General features: G+C 64.2%; 18 protein-coding genes. 12 read left to right on the top strand and 6 right to left on the bottom strand.

Features of this window, described 5'->3' with window-relative positions; genetic code table 11:
* Window positions 1–138: 138 nt before the first annotated feature.
* From HAP40_RS31975 to cydB, 8 genes are all read left to right on the top strand, one after another.
* A complete protein-coding gene (locus tag HAP40_RS31975; protein ID WP_166813764.1) occupies window positions 139–738 on the top strand; it encodes an HdeD family acid-resistance protein in 600 nt (199 codons plus the stop codon).
* A gap of 3 nt (window positions 739–741) precedes the next feature.
* On the top strand, window positions 742–1,578 hold the full coding sequence (gene fdhD, locus HAP40_RS31970; RefSeq protein WP_166813766.1) for a formate dehydrogenase accessory sulfurtransferase FdhD: 837 nt from the start codon (window positions 742–744) through the stop codon (window positions 1,576–1,578).
* Window positions 1,579–1,688: 110 nt separating this feature from the next.
* Window positions 1,689–2,273 (top strand): YoaK family protein, encoded by a 585-nt coding sequence (locus HAP40_RS31965; protein ID WP_246741235.1) that lies wholly within the window; start codon window positions 1,689–1,691, stop codon window positions 2,271–2,273.
* A 174-nt stretch (window positions 2,274–2,447) separates the two neighbouring features.
* On the top strand, window positions 2,448–3,884 hold the full coding sequence (fumC, locus tag HAP40_RS31960) for a class II fumarate hydratase (protein ID WP_166813770.1): 1,437 nt from the start codon (window positions 2,448–2,450) through the stop codon (window positions 3,882–3,884).
* Between the two features lie 13 nt (window positions 3,885–3,897).
* The gene (locus HAP40_RS31955; protein WP_166813772.1) at window positions 3,898–4,302 is read left to right on the top strand and encodes a hypothetical protein; all 405 of its coding nucleotides are present in this window, start codon (window positions 3,898–3,900) and stop codon (window positions 4,300–4,302) included.
* Window positions 4,303–4,343: 41 nt separating this feature from the next.
* On the top strand, window positions 4,344–5,882 hold the full coding sequence (mqo, locus tag HAP40_RS31950; RefSeq protein WP_414645353.1) for a malate dehydrogenase (quinone): 1,539 nt from the start codon (window positions 4,344–4,346) through the stop codon (window positions 5,880–5,882).
* A 17-nt stretch (window positions 5,883–5,899) separates the two neighbouring features.
* Window positions 5,900–7,315 (top strand): cytochrome ubiquinol oxidase subunit I, encoded by a 1,416-nt coding sequence (locus HAP40_RS31945; protein WP_166813774.1) that lies wholly within the window; start codon window positions 5,900–5,902, stop codon window positions 7,313–7,315.
* Window positions 7,316–7,317: 2 nt separating this feature from the next.
* The gene (cydB, locus tag HAP40_RS31940) at window positions 7,318–8,304 is read left to right on the top strand and encodes a cytochrome d ubiquinol oxidase subunit II (RefSeq protein ID WP_166813776.1); all 987 of its coding nucleotides are present in this window, start codon (window positions 7,318–7,320) and stop codon (window positions 8,302–8,304) included.
* Window positions 8,305–8,413: 109 nt separating this feature from the next.
* Here the strand turns inward: cydB and HAP40_RS31935 are convergent, their stop codons facing one another.
* On the bottom strand, window positions 8,414–9,661 hold the full coding sequence (locus tag HAP40_RS31935) for an oxalate decarboxylase family bicupin (protein ID WP_166813778.1): 1,248 nt from the start codon (window positions 9,659–9,661) through the stop codon (window positions 8,414–8,416).
* Window positions 9,662–9,938: 277 nt separating this feature from the next.
* On the opposite strand from HAP40_RS31935, the gene HAP40_RS31930 reads away from it, so the two are divergent.
* On the top strand, window positions 9,939–12,233 hold the full coding sequence (locus tag HAP40_RS31930; RefSeq protein ID WP_166813780.1) for an FdhF/YdeP family oxidoreductase: 2,295 nt from the start codon (window positions 9,939–9,941) through the stop codon (window positions 12,231–12,233).
* A gap of 39 nt (window positions 12,234–12,272) precedes the next feature.
* On the opposite strand, the gene HAP40_RS31925 is transcribed toward HAP40_RS31930, so the two are convergent.
* The 4 genes from HAP40_RS31925 to HAP40_RS31910 form a co-directional block, all read right to left on the bottom strand.
* Entirely contained in the window at window positions 12,273–14,243 is a 1,971-nt protein-coding gene (locus HAP40_RS31925; protein WP_166819260.1) for an ATP-binding protein, read from the bottom strand.
* A complete protein-coding gene (locus HAP40_RS31920) occupies window positions 14,243–14,398 on the bottom strand; it encodes a hypothetical protein (protein WP_166813781.1) in 156 nt (51 codons plus the stop codon). The genes HAP40_RS31925 and HAP40_RS31920 overlap by 1 nt, the downstream gene beginning before the upstream one ends.
* A gap of 106 nt (window positions 14,399–14,504) precedes the next feature.
* Entirely contained in the window at window positions 14,505–17,648 is a 3,144-nt protein-coding gene (locus tag HAP40_RS31915) for an efflux RND transporter permease subunit (RefSeq protein ID WP_166813783.1), read from the bottom strand.
* A complete protein-coding gene (locus tag HAP40_RS31910) occupies window positions 17,645–18,820 on the bottom strand; it encodes an efflux RND transporter periplasmic adaptor subunit (protein WP_166813785.1) in 1,176 nt (391 codons plus the stop codon). Before HAP40_RS31910 ends, HAP40_RS31915 begins: the two co-directional genes overlap by 4 nt.
* A gap of 27 nt (window positions 18,821–18,847) precedes the next feature.
* Between HAP40_RS31910 and HAP40_RS31905 the strand changes: the two genes are divergently transcribed.
* The gene (locus HAP40_RS31905) at window positions 18,848–19,429 is read left to right on the top strand and encodes a hypothetical protein (protein ID WP_208024865.1); all 582 of its coding nucleotides are present in this window, start codon (window positions 18,848–18,850) and stop codon (window positions 19,427–19,429) included.
* Between the two features lie 170 nt (window positions 19,430–19,599).
* On the opposite strand, the gene HAP40_RS31900 is transcribed toward HAP40_RS31905, so the two are convergent.
* A complete protein-coding gene (locus HAP40_RS31900; protein ID WP_166813787.1) occupies window positions 19,600–19,941 on the bottom strand; it encodes a hypothetical protein in 342 nt (113 codons plus the stop codon).
* A gap of 184 nt (window positions 19,942–20,125) precedes the next feature.
* Here HAP40_RS31900 and HAP40_RS31895 point away from each other — a divergent pair, with 184 nt between their 5' ends.
* Window positions 20,126–20,911 (top strand): alpha/beta hydrolase, encoded by a 786-nt coding sequence (locus HAP40_RS31895; RefSeq protein ID WP_166813789.1) that lies wholly within the window; start codon window positions 20,126–20,128, stop codon window positions 20,909–20,911.
* A 175-nt stretch (window positions 20,912–21,086) separates the two neighbouring features.
* Window positions 21,087–22,733, top strand: coding sequence for a malonate decarboxylase subunit alpha (gene mdcA, locus HAP40_RS31890; protein WP_166813791.1), 1,647 nt, complete (start codon window positions 21,087–21,089; stop codon window positions 22,731–22,733).
* The last annotated feature ends 9 nt before the right edge of the window (window positions 22,734–22,742 follow it).

Here is a 22,742-nt window from a genome sequence, read left to right as displayed (position 1 = left end):
ACTGCAATTTATCCAAGCGGTCCGCATCGTGCGGATGAAACAATCTCGCGGCGTCTTCGAAAGATGACGGGCGCCGGCTCCCGATAGGCTCGATCCCATTCACGACCGGCGGACCGGTCGTGTGAAAAGGGTCAAGCCATGACGGAAATGTCGAATGCGAAGGCGTCGCTGGGAAGGGCAATCCATGCGATCACCGGGAAGTGGATCTGGTTTGTTGCCCTGGGCGTGGGTGAGCTGATCCTCGGCGGTGTTGCATCGGTCAATCTGATGGCCGCGAGCCTCGCCTCCGTACTGGTCATCGGGGCCACCATGGTTGCCGCCGGCATTTTCCAGGTCGTTCATGCCTTTTCGGTGCGGGGGCTGCGCGGATTTCTTTTCTGGCTGCTGGCAGGGCTCGTCTACGCGATCGCGGGAGCAATCGTGCTCTACGATCCGATCCTCGCCTCGTTCACGCTGTCGCTCGCGGTGTGTGCGTTCCTCGTCGCCGCCGGAGTGATACGGATCTGGGCGGGTTTCCATATGCGGCCGGCTGCGGGCTGGCGCTGGATCGCGGTCGCGGGCGTCCTGACCACCTGCATCGGCGCCATTCTGGTTGCGGCCTGGCCCGCCATCGGCCTTTGGCTGCTCGGCGCGATGCTGGTCGTCGACCTGATCTTCCAGGGTTGGGGATTCATCGCGTTTGGTTTCGCGCTGAAGAGCCGTGCTGCCCGGCACTCGGCCCAGCCGGCGACGGTGTGAGTCATGATGACAGGATCGACGTTCACCCAGCATCGGGAGATCGCCTGGCGCGGCGGTCAGGCGCGGTCGACTTCACGCGTGGTCGCCGAGGAAACAGCGATCGCGCTCACCTACAACGGATCGACCCACGCCGTGATGATGGGCACGCCGGGCGATCTGGAGGATTTCGGTATCGGTTTCAGCCTCACCGAGGCTATCGTCGAACGTCCGGGCGAGATCAGCAGCATTGAGTTGATCCCGAACGAGTTGGGCGTCGAGGTCCGGATGTGGCTCGACGGCGACCGCGCGGCGTCCCTGGCGGCGCGGCGCCGCGCCATCAGCGGTCCCGTCGGATGCGGCCTGTGCGGCATCGAGAGCCTCGAACAGGCGTGCCGCGCACCGTCGCAGGTCGCGGGCCGAAGCATCGCCTTTCACGCGCGAGATCTGCTTGGCGCCATGCAGGCGTTGTCTCCGCTTCAGGTCCTGAACCAGCAGACGCGGTCCGTCCACGCGGCGGCATTCTGGCATCCCCGCACCGGCATCGGTCCGGTGCGGGAGGATGTCGGCCGCCACAATGCGCTCGACAAGCTGGCCGGTGCGATGGCGCGCGAGGGACGATCGGCGAGCGGCGGCGCCGTGCTGCTGACCAGCCGTGTATCGGTCGAGATGGTGCAGAAGGCGGCGATGATCGGCGCGCCGGTTGTCGTGGCCGTATCAGCTCCAACTGCACTCGCCATCCGGACCGCGGAGGCGGCGGGAATCACGCTGCTCGCGATCGCCCGCGACGATGGATATGGCGTATTCACGCATGCGCGCCGCGTTCTGCTGCCCGACGAGGCCGCACCGCGCGCCGACGCCTGATCTCGCGGGCGGGTGACATGGTGATGCAAGCCATATCCCTGGCGCCCGCCGGCGCGCGGGCCGGCGTCGAGAATCCCGAGCGATCGCTGCTCGTCGCGTCGCTCCTGACCATGTCCGGCGGCTTTCTCGACGCCTTTACTTGGCTCTCGCTCGGCGGCGTGTTTGCAAGCTCGCAAACAGGCAATGTCGTCTTCCTCGGCATCGACGCGATGTCAGGGCAGTGGCGGCAGGCGGCCCACCATCTTCTTCCGATCGTCGGGTTTCTCTTCGGCGCGACGCTGGCGATCCGCATCCGGGCGCCGCTGCGCTGTCTTGCCGGGGAGATCGTCTGCCTGGCGATCATGATGCCGTTGCTGCATCGAATTCCCGATATGATCACGATCCCCACGATCGCCTTCGGCGTCGCGCTGCGGTCGGCCAGCTTCAGGCAAGTCGAGCACTGGCAGGTCCTCACCGTCGCCGTCACGGGCAACATGCTTCGCGCCATCGACCAATCCGCTCTCGCGTCAGATCGTGGTGCGGCGCGCGGCGGCAAGATCATGTTTCTGCTTTGCCTGATGTTTCTGGTCGGAGCCGCCGTCGGCGGTTACGCGACGAAATGGATGGGCGCGTGGAGCCTTGCCCTGCCGATCGCATCGTCGGCGTGCGTGCTCTGGCTGTGTCGCCGGCATCGCCACGCTCCGCACGGGCATTGACCCCGTTCGCCTCAGGATCACGCAAAATGCGAGTTCATGCGTTGAAGCCCGATGTGCCCGCCATGCCATTCGACAAAAGGACGTTCGTTCGCGGAAGCAGGCGCGCGGCGCGCTCCGTAGTCTCTTGAACAACGTCGAGAAGGCCATTCAGACGTCAACGGCAACGAGGCAATGATGAACGAACTCCGCAAAGAGACAGACAGCCTCGGTGAAGTCGAGGTGCCCGCGGACAAGCTCTGGGGCGCACAGACGCAGCGCTCGCTTGAGCATTTCAGCATCGGCAAGGACCTGATGCCGCGCGAAATGATCCAATCCTATGCGATCCTGAAGAAAGCGGCGGCGAATGCCAACTGCGCCGGCGGCCGCCTCGACGGCAAGCTCCGCGAGCTGATCGTTCAGGTTTGCGACGAGATTCTCGCCGGCCGGCATCACGACATGTTCCCGCTCCACGTCTGGATGACGGGCAGCGGAACGCAGTTCAACATGAACGTGAATGAAGTGATCTCGAACCGTTGCTGCCAGCTTGCGGGCACGCCGCTCGGGAGCAAGCGTCCGGTTCATCCGAACGATCACATCAACATGTCGCAGTCGTCCAACGACAGCTTTCCCTCGGCGATGTACATCGCTGCCGCCATGAACGTGACCCAGCGCCTCGTGCCGTCCGTCGTGGCATTGCACGACGCGATCGCGACGAAATCGAGCCGGTGGGGCGATATCGTCAAGATCGGCCGGACCCACATGCAGGATGCGACGCCGCTGACGCTTGGACAGGAATGGTCCGGTTATGCCGGCATGCTCGCCGACGATCTGGCGCGCATCGACGACGCGCTCAAAGGCGTGTTCCGGCTGGCGCTCGGCGGCACGGCCGTCGGCACCGGCATCAATGCAGCGCCGGGCTTCGCCGAGGCCGTCGCTGCGGAAATCGCGCGGCTGACGGGGCTGCCCTTCGTCAGCGCGCCGAACAAGTTCGCCGTGCAGGGGGCGCATGATGCACTGGTCCAGCTGTCAGGCACGCTCCGCACGCTCGCCGGATCGCTCTACAAGATCGCCAACGATATCCGTCTGATGTCCTGCGGTCCGCGCGCGGGCTTCGCCGAGCTGCTGATCCCCGAGAACGAGCCCGGCTCGTCGATCATGCCGGGCAAGGTCAACCCGACGCAGGCCGAAGCGCTGGCGATGATCGCCGTGCAGGTGATGGCGAACGACGTCGCCGTCGGGTTCGGCGGTGCCGGCGGCTATCTGGAGATGAACGTCTACAAGCCGCTGATCATCCACAACATCGCGCAGTCGGTCACGATCCTCACCGATGGCTGCACGAATTTCCGCCGGTTCCTCATCGAAGGCACCGAGCCGAACCGCAAGAGGATCAAGGAGTATGTCGAGAGGTCGCTGATGCTCGTGACCGCGCTGGCACCGGTGATCGGTTACGACAAGGCGTCGCGGATCGCGCATTACGCGATGGACAACGATCTCACGCTGAAGTCGGCGGCGCTCAAGCTCGGTTTCGTGACCGAGCCGGAGTTCGACCGCATCGTGGACCCCGCCAAGATGGTCAAGCCCTATGTCGCCGAGATCAAGGCGCCACACGCAATCGGCGCAGAGGCCGGCTGAAAGGAGAGAGACGATGATCCGTTGTGTGCGTCTATGGACCGGAGATGATGGCAATTCGCATTTCGAGGAGGGCTTCATCGACCTCGAAGCCGGTCAGCGCGGTGACTTTCTCACCGGCAAGATCGATGCGACCAGCGTGTCCTTTCAGGAGACTGAATCGGGCGGCGCGTTTTCCTGGCACACCGCTCCGATCCGCCAGCTCGTGATCACGCTGAGCGGAACGCTCGATTTCCAGACGCGCGATGGACATCACTTCCTGATCCATCCCGGCAACATCCTGCTTGCCGAGGACACCGCAGGGTCGGGGCACAGCTGGAAACTGACGGACGATTCGTCCTGGCGCCGCGCCTATGTGGTCCTGCGCCCGGGAGCAGAGGTGCCGTTCCGCGCCAAGGCGCGGCAATCGGCCCGCACCTGATCGAGCACTCCAGGCAGCAACACTCAACGAAGGGAAACGCCATGCAAGTGACTTCCGACCGCGAAACCGACGTCGTGCTCATTGGCGCAGGTATCATGAGCTCCACATTGGGCGTCCTGCTCAAGGAGCTGGAGCCGTCTCTCACGATCCAGATGCTCGAGGTGCTCGACGATTGCGCGCTCGAAAGCTCGGACGCCTGGAACAATGCCGGCACCGGACACGCGGCGAATTGCGAGATGAACTACACGCCGGAACGCCCCGACGGCACCATCGACATCTCCAAGGCGCTGCAGGTCAATGTCGAGTTCGACCTGTCGCGGCAATTCTGGTCCTACCTGATCGAGAAGGGGGCGATCGCCGATCCGCGGGCCTTCATCCATCCGGTGCCGCATATGAGTTTCGTGCATGGCGCGGAGAATGTCGCGTTCCTGCGGAAGCGGTTCGAGGCGATGTCGGCCCATCATTGCTACGAGGGCATGGAGCACACGGAGGATCCGAAGCAGATCGCCGAATGGGCGCCGCTGGTGATGGACGGCCGCAGCGGCGACGAGCCGGTTGCCGCGACGCGCATCATCTCCGGCACTGACGTCGATTACGGGGCGCTGACCCACCTGCTTGTTGGTCATCTCGTCAGCCAGCCCGGTTGCGCCGTGAACTACAAGAGCTGCGTTACCAATCTCGTCCGCGAGCAGGGTGGCCGCTGGCGGATCGAGGTGCGCGACACCGAGAGCGGCGAGACGCGATCGGTTCTCTCGAAGTTCGTCTTCATCGGCGCCGGCGGCGGTGCGCTGCCGCTGCTGGAGAAATCCGGTATTCCGGAAGGGCGCGGCTACGGCGGCTTTCCCGTCAGCGGAATCTGGCTGCGTTGCGACGATCCCGATATCAACGAGCGTCACCACGCCAAGGTCTACGGCAAGGCCGCGGTCGGCTCACCACCGATGTCGGTGCCCCACCTCGACACGCGCGTGATCGGCGGCCAGCGCTCGCTTCTGTTTGGCCCCTATGCCGGCTTCTCGAGCAAGTTCCTCAAGCACGGCTCGCTACTGGACCTGTTCGAGTCCATCCGCCCCGCCAACGTCAAGCCGTTGCTCTCGGTGGCGCGTGACAATTTCGATCTCACCGAATACCTGGTCGGGCAGGTGCTGCAGTCCGAAAACCACCGTCTTGCGGCACTCGATGAATATTACCCGAAGGCCGATCCGAAGGACTGGCGGTTGCAGGTCGCGGGCCAGCGCGTCCAGATCATCAAGCCCGACGTCAAGCGCGGCGGACTGCTCGAATTCGGGACCGAGCTCGTCGGCGCGGAGGATCATTCGTTGGTGGCCCTGCTCGGCGCCTCGCCGGGCGCCTCCACCGCAGCGTTCATCGCCATCAGCGTGCTGGAGAAGTGCTTCGCCGGAGAGCTGACGGCGAGCGCCTGGCTGTCGAAGCTGAAGAGGATCATCCCGTCCTATGGCGTGTCGCTGATCGAAAATGCGGATTTCTGCCGCCAGATCCGCTCTGCGACGGCCGCGGTGCTCGAGGTCGCCGACATCCACCGTCCGGTCACAAGCGCGCCGTCAGTCGCGAAGCGAGCCTGAGGGAAGGGAGCGTTCCGATGGACCCGACGGCGCTTCTCCTGTCGCGGCTGCAATTCGCCTTCACCATCTCGTTTCACATCATCTTCCCGGCTTTCACCATCGGGCTCGCCGCATGGCTCACCTTGCTCGAGGCGATGCATCTTCGGAGCGGCAAGCCGGTCTACCGAACCCTGTTCGAGTTCTGGCTCAAGATATTCGGCGTCGCCTTCGGCATGGGCGTCGTGTCGGGCGTGGTGATGGCGTTCCAGTTCGGCACGAACTGGAGCGTCCTTTCGAAGATGTCAGGGCCGATCCAGGGACCGCTTCTGTCCTACGAGACGTTCACCGCCTTCATGCTGGAGGCGAGCTTCTTCGGCATCCTCATTTTCGGCCGGACCAGGGTGCCTCCCTGGTTCTACCTGTTCTCGACCGCGATGGTGGCGCTCGGCACCACGCTCTCGGCGTTCTGGATCATGGTGAACAACAGCTGGATGCAGGTGCCGACAGGTTACGTCATGCAGAACGGGCAATTCGTGCCCGACGACTGGATGCAGATCATCTTCAACCGGGTGGTCTGGGTCAGGTTTCCGCACATGCTGCTCGCTTCATACCTGACCGGCGCGTTCTGCGTTGCGGCCACGGGGGCCTGGTATCTGCTACGGCGGACTTATCGGGCCGAGGCGCATGTGATGTTGCGCATGGGCCTGGCGCTCGCGGCGGTGCTGCTTCCCGTTCAGCTCTTCATCGGGCATCTCGTCGGCGACTACGTCCACGATTACCAGCCGGCCAAGTTCGCCGCGATCGAGGCGCGCTGGCACGACGAGCAGCCGGCCTCGGAGGTGCTGATCGCGATCCCCGATTCCAGCACCGAATCGAACAGATACGCGATATCGATTCCGGTGCTCGGGAGCATCATCGGCAGCATGAGCCTGAGCTCGAAGGAGGTCGGCCTGACCAGCTTTCCGCCGCAGGACCGGCCGCCGGTGGTGATCCCGTTCTTCGCCTTCCGTATCATGGTCGGTTGCGGCCTCCTGATGTTGGCATTGGCCTGGCTCGGGAGCTGGCTCGGGCTCAGGCATCGCCTCGAGCGAAACCGCCTGCTGCTCTGGGGCATCTTCCTCAGCTTTCCGTTACCCTGGATCGCAATCCTCACCGGCTGGTATACCGCCGAGGTCGGCCGCCAGCCGTGGACGGTCTACGGGGTGCTGCGCACCGCAGATGCGGTGACGCCATTCCTGACGGCGGCCGCGGCGACGACGTCGCTGATCATGTTCGTCGCGGTCTATGCCTTCATCTTCTCGTTCGGGACTTACTACATCTACCGGCTGTTGCGCGCCGGTCCGGCGGGACTTGGCGGCAAGGTCCTGCATGCGCCCGCCATGCCCAACCGGCCGATGTCGCTTGCTGACCGTCCGCCGCCCCCGAGCGGCAACTACGCTCAGGCAGGAGAATGACCATGGTGACGTTCTGGGTTGCTTTGCTGGCGATCAGCATCCTGATCTATCTTCTGCTCGACGGTTTCGATCTCGGCGTCGGAATATTGTTCCTGCTGCCGAACAGCGAAGTGCGCCGGCAGGCCATGCTGGGCGCGATCGCGCCGTTCTGGGATGGCAACGAGACCTGGCTCGTGGTGACGGGCGTGGTGCTGTGGGGTGCATTTCCGGTCGTGTATGCGACGGTGCTCTCGGCTTTCTATATTCCCGTCATCTTCATGCTGCTGGGGCTGATCCTGCGCGGGGTCGCGTTCGAATTCCGCGCCAAGTCGCAGCACTCGCGGTGGATCTGGGATCTCGGCTTCGGCGGCGGCTCCCTGGTCGCGACCTTCATGCAAGGCGTGATGGTCGGCGCGCTCGTGCAGGGACTGCCGATCAACGACGGCCAGTATGCCGGGGGCGTATTCGGTTGGCTGAGCGGATTCTCGGTCCTGTGCGGCATCGGCCTGTGCCTCGGCTATGCGCTGCTCGGCGCCTGCTGGCTGGTGCGCAAGCGCGGCGGTGCCGTTCGGGACCTGGCGCGGAGCCAGATCCCGGTGCTGGCGACCGGCGTTCTCCTGTTTCTGATCCTCGTCTTCAGCCACGCGCTGTTGCAGCACCTGCCGATCCTTCACCGCTGGATCGAACGGCCCTATCTGTTCGTCTTTCCGGCGATCGGTGCGGGGGCTGCCTGCGTGCTCGCCTCGAGCATCCTGCGGCATGACGATTATTGGCCGTTCCACATGGTCTCGCTGATCTTCATATCGGCATTCGGCACGCTGGCGCTCTCGTTCTGGCCCTACATGGTGCCCTTCGCCATCACCATCGACGAAGCCGCTGCACCCCATGCCAGCCTCGCTTTCATGTTCTGGGGAGCGGGTCTCTTCATCTTTCCGCTGTTGCTGCTCTACGTCGCGATCGGATTCCGGGTCTTCAGGGGCAAGTTCGATTCCGAATCGGTTCGTTATTGACAGCCGGGAGCAAGAGAACGCGCAAAGCCGCCATTCTGGCGGCTTGATCCGGGCGGCAGATATCTTCCAACAAGCAAAAGAAAAGGCGCCGGGTTCGGCGCCTTTTCGTTCAGGTCTTCGGCATGACGCCCGGACTGGTGTCCGGCCACTGCGCGATCAGCTTCTCGTCGATATTGAGGTGCTGGGCGACGAGCGCTGGCGGGGTGTGCGCCAGCCAGTTGGAGAGCGATACCTCCTCGTAACGCGGGGCGCGGAAGACGCCGACGAACTGTACATCGGTATCGCCGACATTCTCGACGTAGTGACCGAGGTTGCGCGGGACGTAGCCGATGTCGCCCGCAGAGAAATCCGTGGTGCGTGCGTTGGGCCCCGTGTCGAACACGGTCATTCGCGCCTTGCCCTTGATGTAGTACTGCCATTCGTCCGCGTTCGGATGCCAGTGCATCTCCCGGACGGCGCCTGGGGGCATCGTCACCAGTGCAGCCGCAACCGTAGTTGCCACCTTGAAATTGTTGCTGTCGGCGACGCGGATACTTCCCGCCGCGCTCTCCTTGAGCGGAGTCGAGCTGCCCAGCTGGTAGACGAAGGGATAGGGCGGTGCCTCGGCGTGTCTGGCGACGGCGTCACGATCTGCGGCGAGATCGCCGGGGACCGTCCCCTGGAAGATCCAGCGATTGTGCAGCGGAATCTTGGCGAAGGTTTCGGCCGGCACGCCAAAGTTCTTGCTCAGTACTTCCGGCGGTGTGTGGGCGAACCAGTCCGTCACCAGCAGCGTATTGAACTCGTTGGCGTGACCGTCGTCGAAGCAGATCACGAACTCGCAGCCGTCAGGACCAAGCCCTTGCAAGGAATGGGGCGCGCCCGACGGGAAGTACCAGAGGTCGCCGGCCTTGAGATCGGCCACATAAGGGCGGCCCTGGACGTCGAGCACGGTGATGCGGCAGCCGCCGTAGGTCATGATCGCCCATTCGGCCGCCTGATGCCAATGCAGCTCGCGGATGCCACCGGCAGAGAGCCGCATGTTGACGCCGGAGATCTCCTTCGAGAGCGCGAAGTCGCTGACCGTGACCTGGCGAGCCCAGCCGCCGTTCTGGATGCGCCTGGGCGCGTTGTTGAACGAGGCCCAGTTCATCGGTAAGCCGCCGACATCCGTCGCCGGCGGCGTCTGCGCCGAGGGAAACTGCTTCCCCAGGGCCGGATTTTGCGGCCCAGGATCGCTCAGGCTGCTGGGGCTCTTGGCATTGATCGCCCCTTGTGGCGGCTCGTCCGGGTTGCCGAAGGTCGCGCCTTGCGCACTGGCGCTGACCATTGCGGCGCCTGCCGCCGATACAGCCAGCAATTCTCGTCGTGAAAACATGTTGGTCGCTCCTTAAATGAATCTTCAGCCTGCGCCGCGGCGAGGCTCCAGCGTCGCAGCCTAGTTTCGCCCCGTCGGCCCAGCTTCCGCGAATGACGATGCTTTTTCCGGAACGCACTGTCGGTTTCGGCGTGGGCTTGCGCTTGGGCGTGGGCTTGGCGACCGCGCCGGGACCGGAGCTGTGCAATTGCGAAATTCGACGTCCGATTTGAAAAGACGACGCGGGAGCAACGATCCTTAACTGCAGCGCGGATCGTCACATGCAGAGATATCTCCCATGACCAGGAAATCGGTGCGTCCCTATCGCGAGCCTGCCGGGGGGTGGGGAGCGCTCAAGGCGCTCAGTGAGGCTCTGCTGGTGCAGCGGGTGCCTGTGAAGGGCGCCGCGACGCTGAGCCGCATGAATCAGCCGCAGGGGTTCGACTGTCCCGGCTGCGCCTGGCCCGATCCGAAGCATACCTCGTCATTCGAATTCTGCGAGAACGGCGGCAAGGCGATCGCCTGGGAGGCGACGTCCAAACGCTGTACGCCCGAATTTTTCGCCGAGCATACCGTCACCGAGCTCGCGACCTGGAGCGACTACGATCTCGAAATGGTCGGACGGCTCACGCATCCGATGGCCTATGATGCCGCATCCGACCACTATCTTCCGGTCGAGTGGAGCGCTGCGTTCGACATGATCGGCCGCGAGCTGAAGGCATTGCCGGATCCGAACATGGCGGATTTCTACACGTCCGGGCGGACCTCGAACGAAGCCGCGTTCCTCTACCAGCTTTTCGTCCGTGAGTACGGCACCAACAATTTTCCCGACTGCTCGAACATGTGCCACGAGGCGACCAGCGTCGGCCTGCCGCAATCGCTCGGCGTCGGCAAGGGTACCGTGCTGCTGGAGGATTTCGACAAGGCCGATTGTATCTTCATCTTCGGCCAGAACCCGGGCACCAACAGCCCTCGGATGATGACGAGCCTGCGCAATGCCTCGCGCCGCGGCGCTTCGATCATCTCCTTCAACCCGTTTCGCGAACGGGCGCTCGAGCGTTTCCAGGCGCCGCAGAGCCCCCTCGAGATGATCACGCTGACGTCGACGAAGATCAGCTCGAAGCTCTTCCAGGTGCGTGTCGGCGGCGACGTCGCCGTCCTCAAAGGCATCATGAAGATCCTGGTCGAGGTCGATGAAGCGGCCCGCGCTGCCGAGCAGCCGGAAATCCTGGACTGGGATTTCATCAAGGGACACACCGCCGGCATCGAGGCGCTGATCGACGATCTCAAGCGGACGCAATGGCCCGACATCGAACGCCAGTCCGGCCTGACGCGCGAGGACATCGAGTATGCGGCCAACGCCTACATGAAGTCGGAACGCGCCATTCTCGTCTATGGCATGGGCATCACCCAGCACGAGCGCGGCGCGCACAACGTGCAGCAGATCGCCAACCTTGCGCTCCTGCGCGGCAATGTAGGACGCGACGGCGCCGGCGTCTGCCCGGTTCGCGGTCATTCCAACGTGCAGGGCGATCGGACCGTGGGGATCACGGAAGTCCCCAAGGCGGATTTCCTCGAGCGACTGGAACGCCACTTCGGCTTCAGGCCGCCGTCAGAGCCGGGACATAATGTCGTGACGGCCCTGGAGGCGATGATCCGCGGCGAGGTGAAGGTCTTCTTCGCCATGGGCGGCAATTTTGCCGCCGCCATTCCGGACTGGCAGACGACGCAGGCTGCACTGCGCAAGCTCGACTTGACTGTCCACGTCGCCACCAAGCTGAACCGCAGCCATCTGATCCACGGCCGTGCCGCGCTGATCCTGCCTTGTCTCGGCCGCACCGAAATCGATGTCCAGGCGACGGGACCGCAGTCCATCACGGTGGAAGATTCCATGTCGATGGTCCATGCCTCGGGCGGCCGCAACACGCCGGCGTCGGAGCATCTCCTCAGCGAAATCGCGATCGTCGCCGGCGTCGCCAAGGCGACGCTCGGCGATCGCACAATGGTCGACTGGGGTGGGTTCGTCGACGATTACGATCGCATTCGCGATGCCATCGAGGCGGTCTTCCCGATCTTCCAGGGCTACAACGCGCGGATCCGCGTTCCCGGTGGCTTCCATCTGACCTCGACGGCACGGGAGCGGGTGTGGGCGACCCCATCCGGCAAGGCCAATTTCCTGGTGTTCGAGGGCTGCGGCGAGGACCCGCCGCAATGCGATCCCGATTTCCTGTGGCTCAGCACGGTCCGCAGCCACGACCAGTACAATACGACGCTGTATTCGATGTCGGACCGCTATCGCGGTGTCTTCGGGCAGCGCGATGTGGTGTTCCTCAACGAATATGAAATGAAGAAACGCGGCTTTGCCGAGGGCGACCGCGTCGATCTGATCACGGAATCGACCGATGGCGTCGAGCGGATCGTGCGCAATTTCCGCGTGGTCGGTCATTCGTTTCCGGCCGGCTGCTGTGCAGCCTATTATCCGGAGACCAATCCATTGGTGCCGCTCTATGCCCGCGATCCCATGAGCTTCACGCCGTCGTTCAAGGGTGTGCCGATCCGCCTGGTGCGCTCGGGTGGCGCTGCAACGGAATAATATGGATGGACGGGTTCGATCCGCGCCGTCCCGGCCGGATCAGGTCGGGTGCGTCGGGCCGGAGATCGGCAGCGTAAACCAGAATCGTGCGCCTCCTTCAGCGCCCTTGCCCTCGGCAGCGATCCGGCCGCCATGCGATTCGACGATGGATCGGCAAATCGGCAGTCCCATGCCCATGCCGCTCTCCTTCGTCGTGAAGAAGCTTTCGAACAGCCGGCCGACATGTTCGGCGCCGATGCCCGGGCCGTTGTCTTCCATCGAGCAGCACAGGGTGCTCGCATCCGGGGCGACCGTGGTGATGACGATCCTGCGGTTCTCGGTGCCGGCCTGGGTCATGGCCTGCATCGCGTTGATCGCGAGGTTGACGATCACCTGCTGAAGCTGGGTGCGGTCGCCGAACACCGGCGGCGCTGCCGGATCGGGACGGTGCCGGATCGCGACGTCGCGAGACTCCATTTCATGCCGCAGAAACAACAGGGCCTCCCGAACGACCTCGTCGAGCGACAGCAGGATTCGCTCCGGTGCCTTCCTGGACGCCATCCCGTGAACGCGCGCGACGATGCTCGCGGCGCGTTTGGCATCCGTGGCCGTGTTCTCGATCACCTTGCGCAGCTCGGCCAAGTCGGGATTGGGCCTGTTCAGCCAGCGCAGGCCGGCTGCGGCATTGGTCGTGATGGCCGCCAGCGGCTGGTTGACCTCATGGGCGATCGAGGCCGTGAGCTCGCCGAGCATCGAGATTCGCGCGGCATGTGCGAACTCTGCCTGCACTTGTCGAAGCCTCTCTTGGGCGCGGACACGCTGGGAGATGTCGATCGTTCCAACGAGGCTCAGCTCGAGATCATTGACGGGACCCACTCGTGCCGTCGTGAAGAGGACGTCGAGGACGCGGTCGTCCCACGTGACCATCCTGGTCTCTTCCTCGAAGCTCGCTTCGCCGCGAAAGCGGGATTCCATGGCGCGCCGGAACGTATCCGGCCGCTCCCGCCAGGTGTCGGCCATGGAACGTCCTGCATAGTCGCCGCCGAACATCTGGATGGCCCGATCATTGGCCTCCTGAAACGAGAGCGCCTCCATGCAGGTTTTGAGGAAATCGGGGTGGCTGTCGAAATAGCTGCCGAGATCCTCGACCCCCTCGGCGCGGAGTTTCCGGAACAGCGCCACCAGCTTGCTGGCGTCGAGTTGCCGGAGCGCGATCGGCATTCGGCTGAACAATTGGCGATAACGCTGCTCGCTCCGCTCCAGCTCGGTCGTCGCCTTCTTCTGCCCAGTGATGTCCATCACCGCACCGACGAACTCGAGCTGCCCGCTTTTATCGGCGATTCCGTGGGCCACCACGCGGATGTACCGGACCGAGCCATCCTCCAGCAGAAGCCGGTGCTCCAGGGAAATATCCCTCCGGTCCTTCGCGGCGCGCTCGATGGCTTCGCGGACTGTGTTGAGATCGTCGGGATGCGTGCGCTTCAGCACGATGTCGATGGACGGCGGCAAATCCGGATCGAGATCGAAGATCCTGAAGGTCTCATCGGACCAGAACAGCTCCCCGCTGGCAATGTTCCAGCCAAAGCTGCCGGTATGACTGAGCTTCTGGGCCTCCGCGAGGTAGGCGGCTTGACGTCGCCGCAACGCGTCTTCGCGCCCGATCCGATGCAACATGCTCACGATCACCAGCGACGTGACGAGAAAGGCGGTCAGGGCGGCGGCGTCCTGCAGCGCACTCACCGCAAAGGAATGCACGGGGGCGACGAACAGGTAGATCAGCCAGCCGACCGCGACAGTCGAAAAGATCACCGACGAGACGATGCTGCCGAGCAGCGACGCCAGGACAATGGCGACCAGAAGAGTGAAGGCGCTGGTGGCGAAGTTGAACCCGAGCAGGAAGCAGGTGATCGACAACCCGCTCAATGCGGCGCTTCCCAGCACCCAAAACGCGACCTGGGCGAGGACGCCACGGCGTCCGGCCGGGCCATCGGGCTGCTCGGCCGGCGCAGCCAATGTCCGATCCTCGACCATCACGTCGCAAATCGCGGCCGGTCCGACCAGGCCGGCAGATCGAAGAAGTCCGAGAGATAACCGTCGGGCATGAGACCAATTCCCGAGCAGAGATGCTCGGAGCGTTGAACGGGATGGGCGTTGCTATCGCGCCGCGGAAAATCAGTCTTTTCCATTTTCGCAAGGTCTTTGCCAAAACGCACGTTGCGACGATGTGAGCTTTGGGTCATATCGCCGCAGGCTCGCCCCATCGCCGCGGCCGACAGGCCGATGCGGACCCCTTCAGGCAGACTCGTGGCTCAATCCCGCGTCGGCTTCGGTCGTCGAGGGAGTGGCCGTCGCGGCGGCGTGCGGCTCGCGCCCGGTGAGCCAATTGCCGAGCTTGTCGAGATAGAGATAGACCACCGGGGTCGTGTAGAGCGTCAGGATCTGCGAGAGCATCAGGCCGCCGACGATCGTGTAGCCGAGCGGCTGGCGCAATTCAGCGCCGGTGCCGGTGCCGAGCATCAGCGGCACGCCGCCAAGCAGCGCCGCCATCGTCGTCATCAGGATCGGGCGGAAACGGAGCGTGCAGGCCTGGTAGATCGCCGCTTCGGGGCTCAGCCCGTGTTGGCGCTCCACTTCGAGAGCGAAGTCGACCAGCATGATGCCGTTCTTCTTGACGATGCCGATCAGGAGAATGATGCCGATGATGGCGATGACGCTGAGGTCCATGTGGACCGCGAGCAGCAGCAGCAGAGCGCCGATGCCGGCGGACGGCAGTGTCGACAGGATCGTGATCGGATGGATCAGGCTTTCATAGAGCACGCCGAGAATGATGTAGATCACGATCAGGGCCGCCCCGATCAATAACGGCGTGCCTGACAGCGAGGACTGGAACGCCTGCGCATTGCCCTGGAACGAGGTCGATAGCGAAGCCGGCTTGCCGGTGTCCTTCTCGATCTTCTGGACCGCCGCCACGGCATCGCCGAGTGCTGCGCCCGGCCGCAGGTTGAACGAGATCGTGACGGAGGGAAACAGGCCCTGGTGATTGATCAGGATGGGCGCAGGCTCGATGACGCTGTGAACCAGCGTGCTGAGGGGGACCTGCTGGCCGCTGGCCGAGTTCAGGTAGATGTCCTTGAGCGCCTCGGGGCCGTACTGGAACTTCGGGTCGACCTCCATCACGACGTGATACTGGTTCAGCGAGGTGAACATGGTGGAGATGATCCGCTGGCCAAAGGCGTCGTCGAGGGCGTTGTCGATCGTCGTCGGCACGATGCCGAAGCTGGAGGCGACTTCGCGGTTGACGGTGACTTCGAGCCTCGGACCGGCATTGGCCTGGTCGCTCGCGACGTCGGTGATGATGTCGAGCGCGCGCAGCTTCTCCAGGAAGATCGCCGACCAGTGGGTGAGCTCGTTGGAATCGGCATCCGTCAACGTATACTGATACTGTGTCTTCGACAGGCGCGCGCCGATGGTGATGTCCTGGGCCGCCTGCATGTAGAGCGTGATGCCCTGGATGTGGGCGAGCTGGGGTCTCAGCCGGTTGATGATCTGGTCGGCGCTGGCCTTGCGTTCGGGTTTCGGCTTCAGGACGATGAAGATCCGTCCCTGGTTGAGCGTCGCCGTAGGGCCGCCCGGGCCGATATAGCTGGCCACCGATTGGATGGCAGGATCCTTCAAGAGGATGCCGACGATGGCCTGCTGGCGCTCGGACATGGCGGGGAAGGAGATGTCCTGGGCGGCCTCGGTGATGCCGATGATTTGACCTGTGTCCTGTTGCGGAAAGAAGCCCTTCGGGATGATGACGTAGAGATAGCCGGTGAGCGCCACGGTCGAGAGCATCACGAGCAACGTTACGAAGCGATGGCGCAGCACGACGCGCAGGCCCCGCGCATAGAGCGCAAGCAGGGCATCGAAGCCGCGCTCGAACAGGAGATAGAGCCGGCCATGCTTCTTCCGCGAGTCGTCCTTCAGCAGACGCGCGCACATCATCGGCGTCAGCGTGAGCGAGATGACAAGCGACAGCAGCAGCGAGGCGGTGATCGTGATCGCGAATTCCTGGAACAGCTTGCCGACATAGCCGCCCATCAGGAACAGCGGGATGAACACCGCGATCAGCGACAGCGTGATCGAGACGATCGTGAAGCCGATCTCGCGGGACCCCTTGAGCGCCGCCTCCATCGGCGTCATGCCCTGCTCGAGATGACGGACGATGTTCTCGATGACCACCACGGCATCGTCGACCACGAAGCCGACCGCGATCGACAGCGCCATCAGCGAAAGGTTGTCGAGACTGTAGCCGAGCACGTAAAGGACCGCGAATGTCCCGATCAGCGCCAGGGGAACCGTGATCGCCGGGATGACGGTGGCCCAGAAATTCCGCAGGAACAGGAATATGACCATCACCACCAGGGCGACCGTCAGAAGCAGCGTGAATTGCACGTCGGAGACTGCGGCGCGGATGGTGGCGGTGCGATCGGCTGCGATCGTCACCTTGATCGCAGGAGGAACGGAGGCTTGCAGCTGCGGCAACAGCTTCTTGATGCGGTCGACGGTCTCGATGACGTTGGCGCCGGGGACGCGCTGGACGGCCAGAATAATGGCGCGATCCCTGCCGTACCAGCCTGCGAGGAGATCGTTTTCCGGCGCCTCGATCGCCGTGCCGACGTCCCGTAGCCGCACTGGCGAGCCGTTGCGGTAGGCGATGATGAGGTCTTCATAGGCCGAAGGCTTCAGCAGCTGATCGTTGGTGTTGAGCGTATATGTGACGCGCGGGCTGTTGAGCGTGCCCTTCGGCAGATCGACATTGGCGCCGGCGATCACGTTGCGGACGTCCTCGAGGCCGATGCCGCGGGCGGCAAGCGCCTGCGGATTGACCTGGATGCGGATGGCGGGCTTCTGCTGGCCGCCGATTCCGACCAGGCCGACGCCCGGGACCTGCGAAATCTTCGGCAGCAGGATGTTTTCCGCATAGGCGTCCACCGTGGTCAGCGGCAGCGAGTCCGAGGTCAGCGCGATCAGCATGATCGGCGTTTCCGCGGGATTCACTTTCCTGATCGTTGGCGGGTAGGGGATATTCGGCGGCAGGAAGGGGCTGGCGGCGTTGATCGCGGCGAGCACGTCGACGGCGGCGCTGTCCACCGTGCGGGACAGCTCGAACTGCACCGTGAGCTGGGCCACGCCGAGCGCACTGGACGAAGTGAGCTGCGTGACGCCTGGAATCTGGCTGAGTTGCTGCTCGAGCGGCGTGGCCAGCGACGAGGCGATGGTCCCGGGGTCTGCGCCCGGCAGTTGCGCGGAGATCTGGATCGTCGGGTAATTGACGTTCGGCAGCGCACCGACCGGCAGCAGCGGATAGGCCGCAAGGCCGAGCAGAAGCAGGCCCGCCATCAGCAGAGCGGTCGCGATCGGCCGCAGGATGAAGGGCGCGGAAAGGTTCATGGGATGGCGTCCTGCACGGAACTTTGCAGGTCGGCTTCACGCGCGGCCTTGCCGTGCAGCTCATGAACGCGGCTGCCTTCGGTGAGTCGATACTGGCCGTCGACCACGACGACGTCGCCTGACTTCAATCCCTGATCGATCAGCGCCTGGCCGTCGCTGATCTGTGCGACGTGAACGGGTTGCAGACTGACGCTCTGGTCGGAAGACACGACATAGACATAGCTGCCGTTCGGGCCCTGCTGCACGGCCGAGCCTGCGACCGTCAGCGCATCCTTTCGCACCTCCAGCAGCAGGCGGGCGTTGACCAGCTGTCCCGGCCACAGCCGGTGTTCAAGGTTTGGAAATTCCGCCTTGAGCTGGACGGTGCCGGTCGTCCCTGCGATCTCGTTGTTGACCAGCAGCAGCTCGCCTTCGTCCAGCTTCATCTTGTCGTCCTGGCTGTAGGCGATGACCTTCAGCGTTCCCTTTGCTGCGTGCTCCTGAATCAGGGGCAGGTCGCTCTGGGGCAGAGTGAAGAGCAGTGAGATCGGCTCGATCTGGGTGACGACGACGAGGCCGTTGGGGTCGGTCGGATGAATCACGTTGCCGACATCGATTTGGCGGACGCCGGTGATGCCGGGGATGGCCGAGGTTAGGCGCGTATAGCTGAGCTGGACATTGGCCTGGTCGATCTGGGCCTGGTCGCCCTTCACGGCGGCCTTGAGCTGCGCCACTTGCGCGGTCTGCGTCTCGATCAATTGCGGCGTCGCGTAGCCCTTGTCGCCCAGCTTGTTGTAGCGGGAGAGATTGGCCTCGGCATTCGCGAGCTGCGCCTGATCCCTGTCGCGATTGGCGGTCAGCTGCTCGATTTGGGCCTCATAGGGTCGCGGGTCGATCTGGGCGAGCAGGTCGCCGGCCTTGACGGCTTGTCCCTCGGTGAAGGCGATCTTGACGATCTGCCCCTGGATCTGGCTGCGCACCACGTCGGTGTTGTACGCGATCACCGTGCCGATGCCGCGTAGATAGATCGGCACGTCCTTGCCCGTAACGGCGGCGGCGACCACCGGCACGGCAGCGGGCGCGGGCAATGGCGCGGCTGCGACGACCGCCTGGCGGTCCGCGAAGAACCACGAACCTGCTCCGGCCCCGATTGCGGCGAGAGCGACGAGCGCGATGGTGAGGGGTCGTTTCACGGTGATGATCCTCGATGATGTCAGGGATTGCCGAGGCCGTTGATCGACGGCGTGCCGTTGATCGATGTCGTTCCATCGGTAGGGGCGGGACTCGGCACAGGCACGGACGGACTGATGCCGGCGCCGCCAAGCTCGGTGGCACCCAATGGAATCCCGACGCGTCCAATCGTCGACGGCGAGGACAGGGTCGACGGAGCTGTTGCGCTGCTGGCGCACGCGGTCGACGAGGTGCCGGCAAGTCCGCCGCCATCAAACAATGCGCCTGGCGAAGCGGAATTTGCCGATGTCGGACAGTTCGTCATGTCTTGCCCGGGATTGAGCGGCGAGGTGCCGGGCGTTGCAATCTCGGTCGATCCCAGCGGGATCCCCACCGGCCGGGTCGATTGCGTGTTGAGTGGCGACGTCGGAAGCATGCCGGGGGAAGTTTGCATTCCCGGCATCGCCGTCTGGGCGATTGCCGCAGCCGACACGAGCCAAAGGCCGGCTGCGAGCAGCATGCATGGACGCATCGCGAGCCGGTGCGATCCCGATCTCCTCATGCCGGTGTGGTTTGTTGAATGCTGGTCCCGCATGGACGATCGCTCCGCGATGAATGTCGCCGGACCTTAGAAAGATGCGAGAGCGCGGGTATTTCTAGAACGCACGTCCCGCTCCCGGGCCGCACGAACACGAGACGTCTTTGCGTCCGTGGGCTGCGTGCTCCGCCGCGCGACCAGGCGACCGCGCTGCATGGGTAGCGACGCGGATGCGAGCCGGCCTCCGTTCTGATTTCGTCTGCGCTATCTCAGAATGGCCCGCGCGCGGGCGAGTTCCCGGCTGCATGCGCGCGTGTCACCGATGTGATCGGCGGCACGAGCGCGATCAAGCGAATCCAGCGCAGCCGTGAAATCGACGCCGTCGCCGCTCTCGGCCTCGGCAAGAGAGCGGGGCGTCGGCTGATGGCTGCGCAGCGCGTTGAGGCTCTCCGGTTTCCAGCCGTGGGAGCCCGCGTCCTTTTCGATGGCGCGATCCAGTTGCACCTGGGTTTGAGCGATCTCTTCCGCGCAGGTGCCTGCAAAGGCCGGCGATGCGGCACCGAGCACGATGAGGAGTGCGATCGGGAGTTTTGCGGTGGATGTCATTGGTTCGATCCTGTGCAATCGGGGGTGCGCGCATAGCTAGGTCGCATTCATCGGAAGCGCGAGTGGCCGTTGCCGCGATCGACGTTCCCCGGCGTGCGAAGTGGCAAGGATAGTTGTTTGGCGAAATACACCTGGCGGGGTCTCGACCTAGTGTCGCACCATTCCAACCCGGAGTGAGCCCGACATGAACCCCCGTATTGCCTGCCTTGCTTTCGCCGCCACCCTTTCGCTGTTCGCGACCGTCGACGCGGCGCGTGCAGAGCCCCTGAAGAACATCGTCCTGGTCCACGGTGCCTGGGTGGACGCGTCCGGTTGGAAGCCGGTCTACGAGATCCTGACCAAGGAAGGTTTCCATGTCACCATGGTCCAGGAGCCGGAAACGTCGTTCGCCGATGACGTCACGGCAGCGAAGCGAATCCTCGATCTCCAGAACGGCCCGACGCTTCTCGTCGGCCACTCCTATGGCGGCTCGATCATCACCGAAGCGGGCGTTCATCCCAGCGTCGTCGGCCTCGTCTACGTCGCCGCACACGCGCCCGACGTTGGCGAGGACGAATCGGCGCTTGGCAAGAAGACGCCGAGCGTGCTCGGAAAGACCGAAGGCGTCATCAAGGTCACGCCCGACAAGTTCACCTATCTCGATCCCGTGCAATTCCCGAAACTGTTCGCGCCCGATCTGCCGCGTGAGCGCGCCGAGTTCGTCGCGCGCTCCCAGGTGCCGGCTGCTGCGCAGGTGTTCAGCACGCCGCTGACGGCGGCGGCGTGGAAGACCAAGCCGAGCTGGGGCATCGTTGCCGGCAGCGACCAGATCATCAACCCCGATCTGGAGCGCTGGTATTACGAGCGTGCCAAGAGCCACACCACCGTGATCCCGGGCGCAAGCCACTCGGTCTACGAATCGCATCCGAAGGAAGTGGCGGCCGTCATTAGCCGGGCCGCACGCAGCATCGATCAACAGGCTGCCCGCTGACGCCGCATTTTGCCGGTCCTGACGCATGGCCGGCGAAGGGAAGGACGGCGGGAGAGACAGCACTCCCGCCGGCCTGACTCTCCATCCGGAAGTTTTACATGAATTTGATCGAGACGACCGGCGCACCAGTCGTGGACTGGACCGTAGCGGTGAGGCGCGCCGAGGAGCAAAGGCCATGACGAGCTGGCAGAACAACCGGGCCACGCGTGATGCCCGCATCGCCGCGGGCGCCACGCTTGCCCGCGGCAAGGTCGTGGAAGCCGGAGACGCCACGCGCCTGCTTGAGCTTGTCCTCCGGCCAGGTGATCGGGTCTGCCTGGAAGGCGACAACCAGAAGCAGGCCGATCTGCTCAGCCGTGCGCTCCTCGCCGTCGACCTCTCCAGGGTCCATAATCTGCACATGGTGCAGTCGGGCGTCGTTCTCCCCGAGCATCTCGACCTGTTCGACCGCGGCGTCGCGAAGAAGCTCGACTATGCCTATTCCGGGCCTCAATCGGCCCGCATCGCGCGCATGCTGTTCGGCGGCAAGTTCGAGCTGGGCGCGATCCACACCTATCTCGAACTGTTCGCCCGCTACTTCATCGATCTGACGCCGCACGTCGCGCTGATCGCCGCCGTCAGCGCCGATCGCGACGGAAATCTCTACACCGGTCCGAACACCGAGGACACGCCGACCGTGGTGGAAGCGACGGCGTTCAAGGACGGTGTCGTGATCGCTCAGGTCAACGAGATCGTCGAGCAGGTTCCGCGGGTCGATATCCCGGCGGACCGCGTCCATTTCATCGTCAAATCGGACAAGCCGTTCTTCGTCGAGCCGCTGTTCACGCGTGATCCGGCTGCGATTACCGAAGGGCAGATCCTCACCGCGATGCTCGCGATCAAGGGCGTCTATGCGCCCTATGGCGTGCAGCGGCTCAATCACGGCATCGGCTTCAGTACGGCGGCGATCGAGCTCCTGCTGCCGACCTTCGGCGAGCGGCTTGGGCTGAAGGGCAGGATCGCGACCCATTTCGCACTGAACCCGCATCCCGCGCTCATTCCAGCGATCGAATCCGGCTGGGTCAGGCAGATCCACTCCTTCGGCTCCGAGGTCGGCATGGATGACTACATCCGCGCCCGGTCCGACGTCTATTTCACCGGCCCCGACGGTTCGCTGCGCTCCAACCGCGCGTTTTGCCAGACCGCCGGGCTCTATGCCTGCGACATGTTCATCGGCTCAACCTTGCAGATTGACCTGCAGGGAAATTCGTCGACCGTCACCGCCTCGCGCATCGCCGGCTTCGGCGGCGCGCCCAACATGGGAGCCGATGCCCGCGGTCGGCGCCATCCGAGCGAGCCCTGGCTGAAGGCCGGGGCGGAGGCCGATCCGGACGGCTCGACCTTCATGCGCCGCGGCCGCAAGCTGGTGGTGCAGATCGGCGAGACCTTTGGCGACAAGAACGTGCCGCTGTTCGTCGAGAAGCTCGACGCGATCGAACTCGCGGAGAAGCTGAAGCTCGATCTCGCACCGGTGATGATCTATGGCGACGACGTCACGCACATCGTCACCGAGGAGGGCGTGACCAATCTTCTGCTCTGCCGCACCGCGCAGGAACGCGAGCAAGCGATCCGCGGTGTCGCCGGCTACACCGACGTCGGCCGCCGGCGGGACCCTGCCATGGTCGCGCGCCTGCGCGAGCGCGGCGTGATCCGCCGGCCCGAGGATCTCGGCATCAATCCGCTCGATGCGGACCGCAGCCTGCTGGCGGCGCGGTCGATCAAGGATCTCGTGCGCTGGTCGGGCGGGCTCTACGCGCCGCCGTCGAAATTCAGGAACTGGTGAGGATGGATC

Origin of the sequence: Bradyrhizobium sp. 1(2017) (assembly GCF_011602485.2) — a bacterium.
Lineage (GTDB): Bacteria > Pseudomonadota > Alphaproteobacteria > Rhizobiales > Xanthobacteraceae > Bradyrhizobium.
This window is presented reverse-complemented; position numbering and strand designations above follow the sequence as displayed.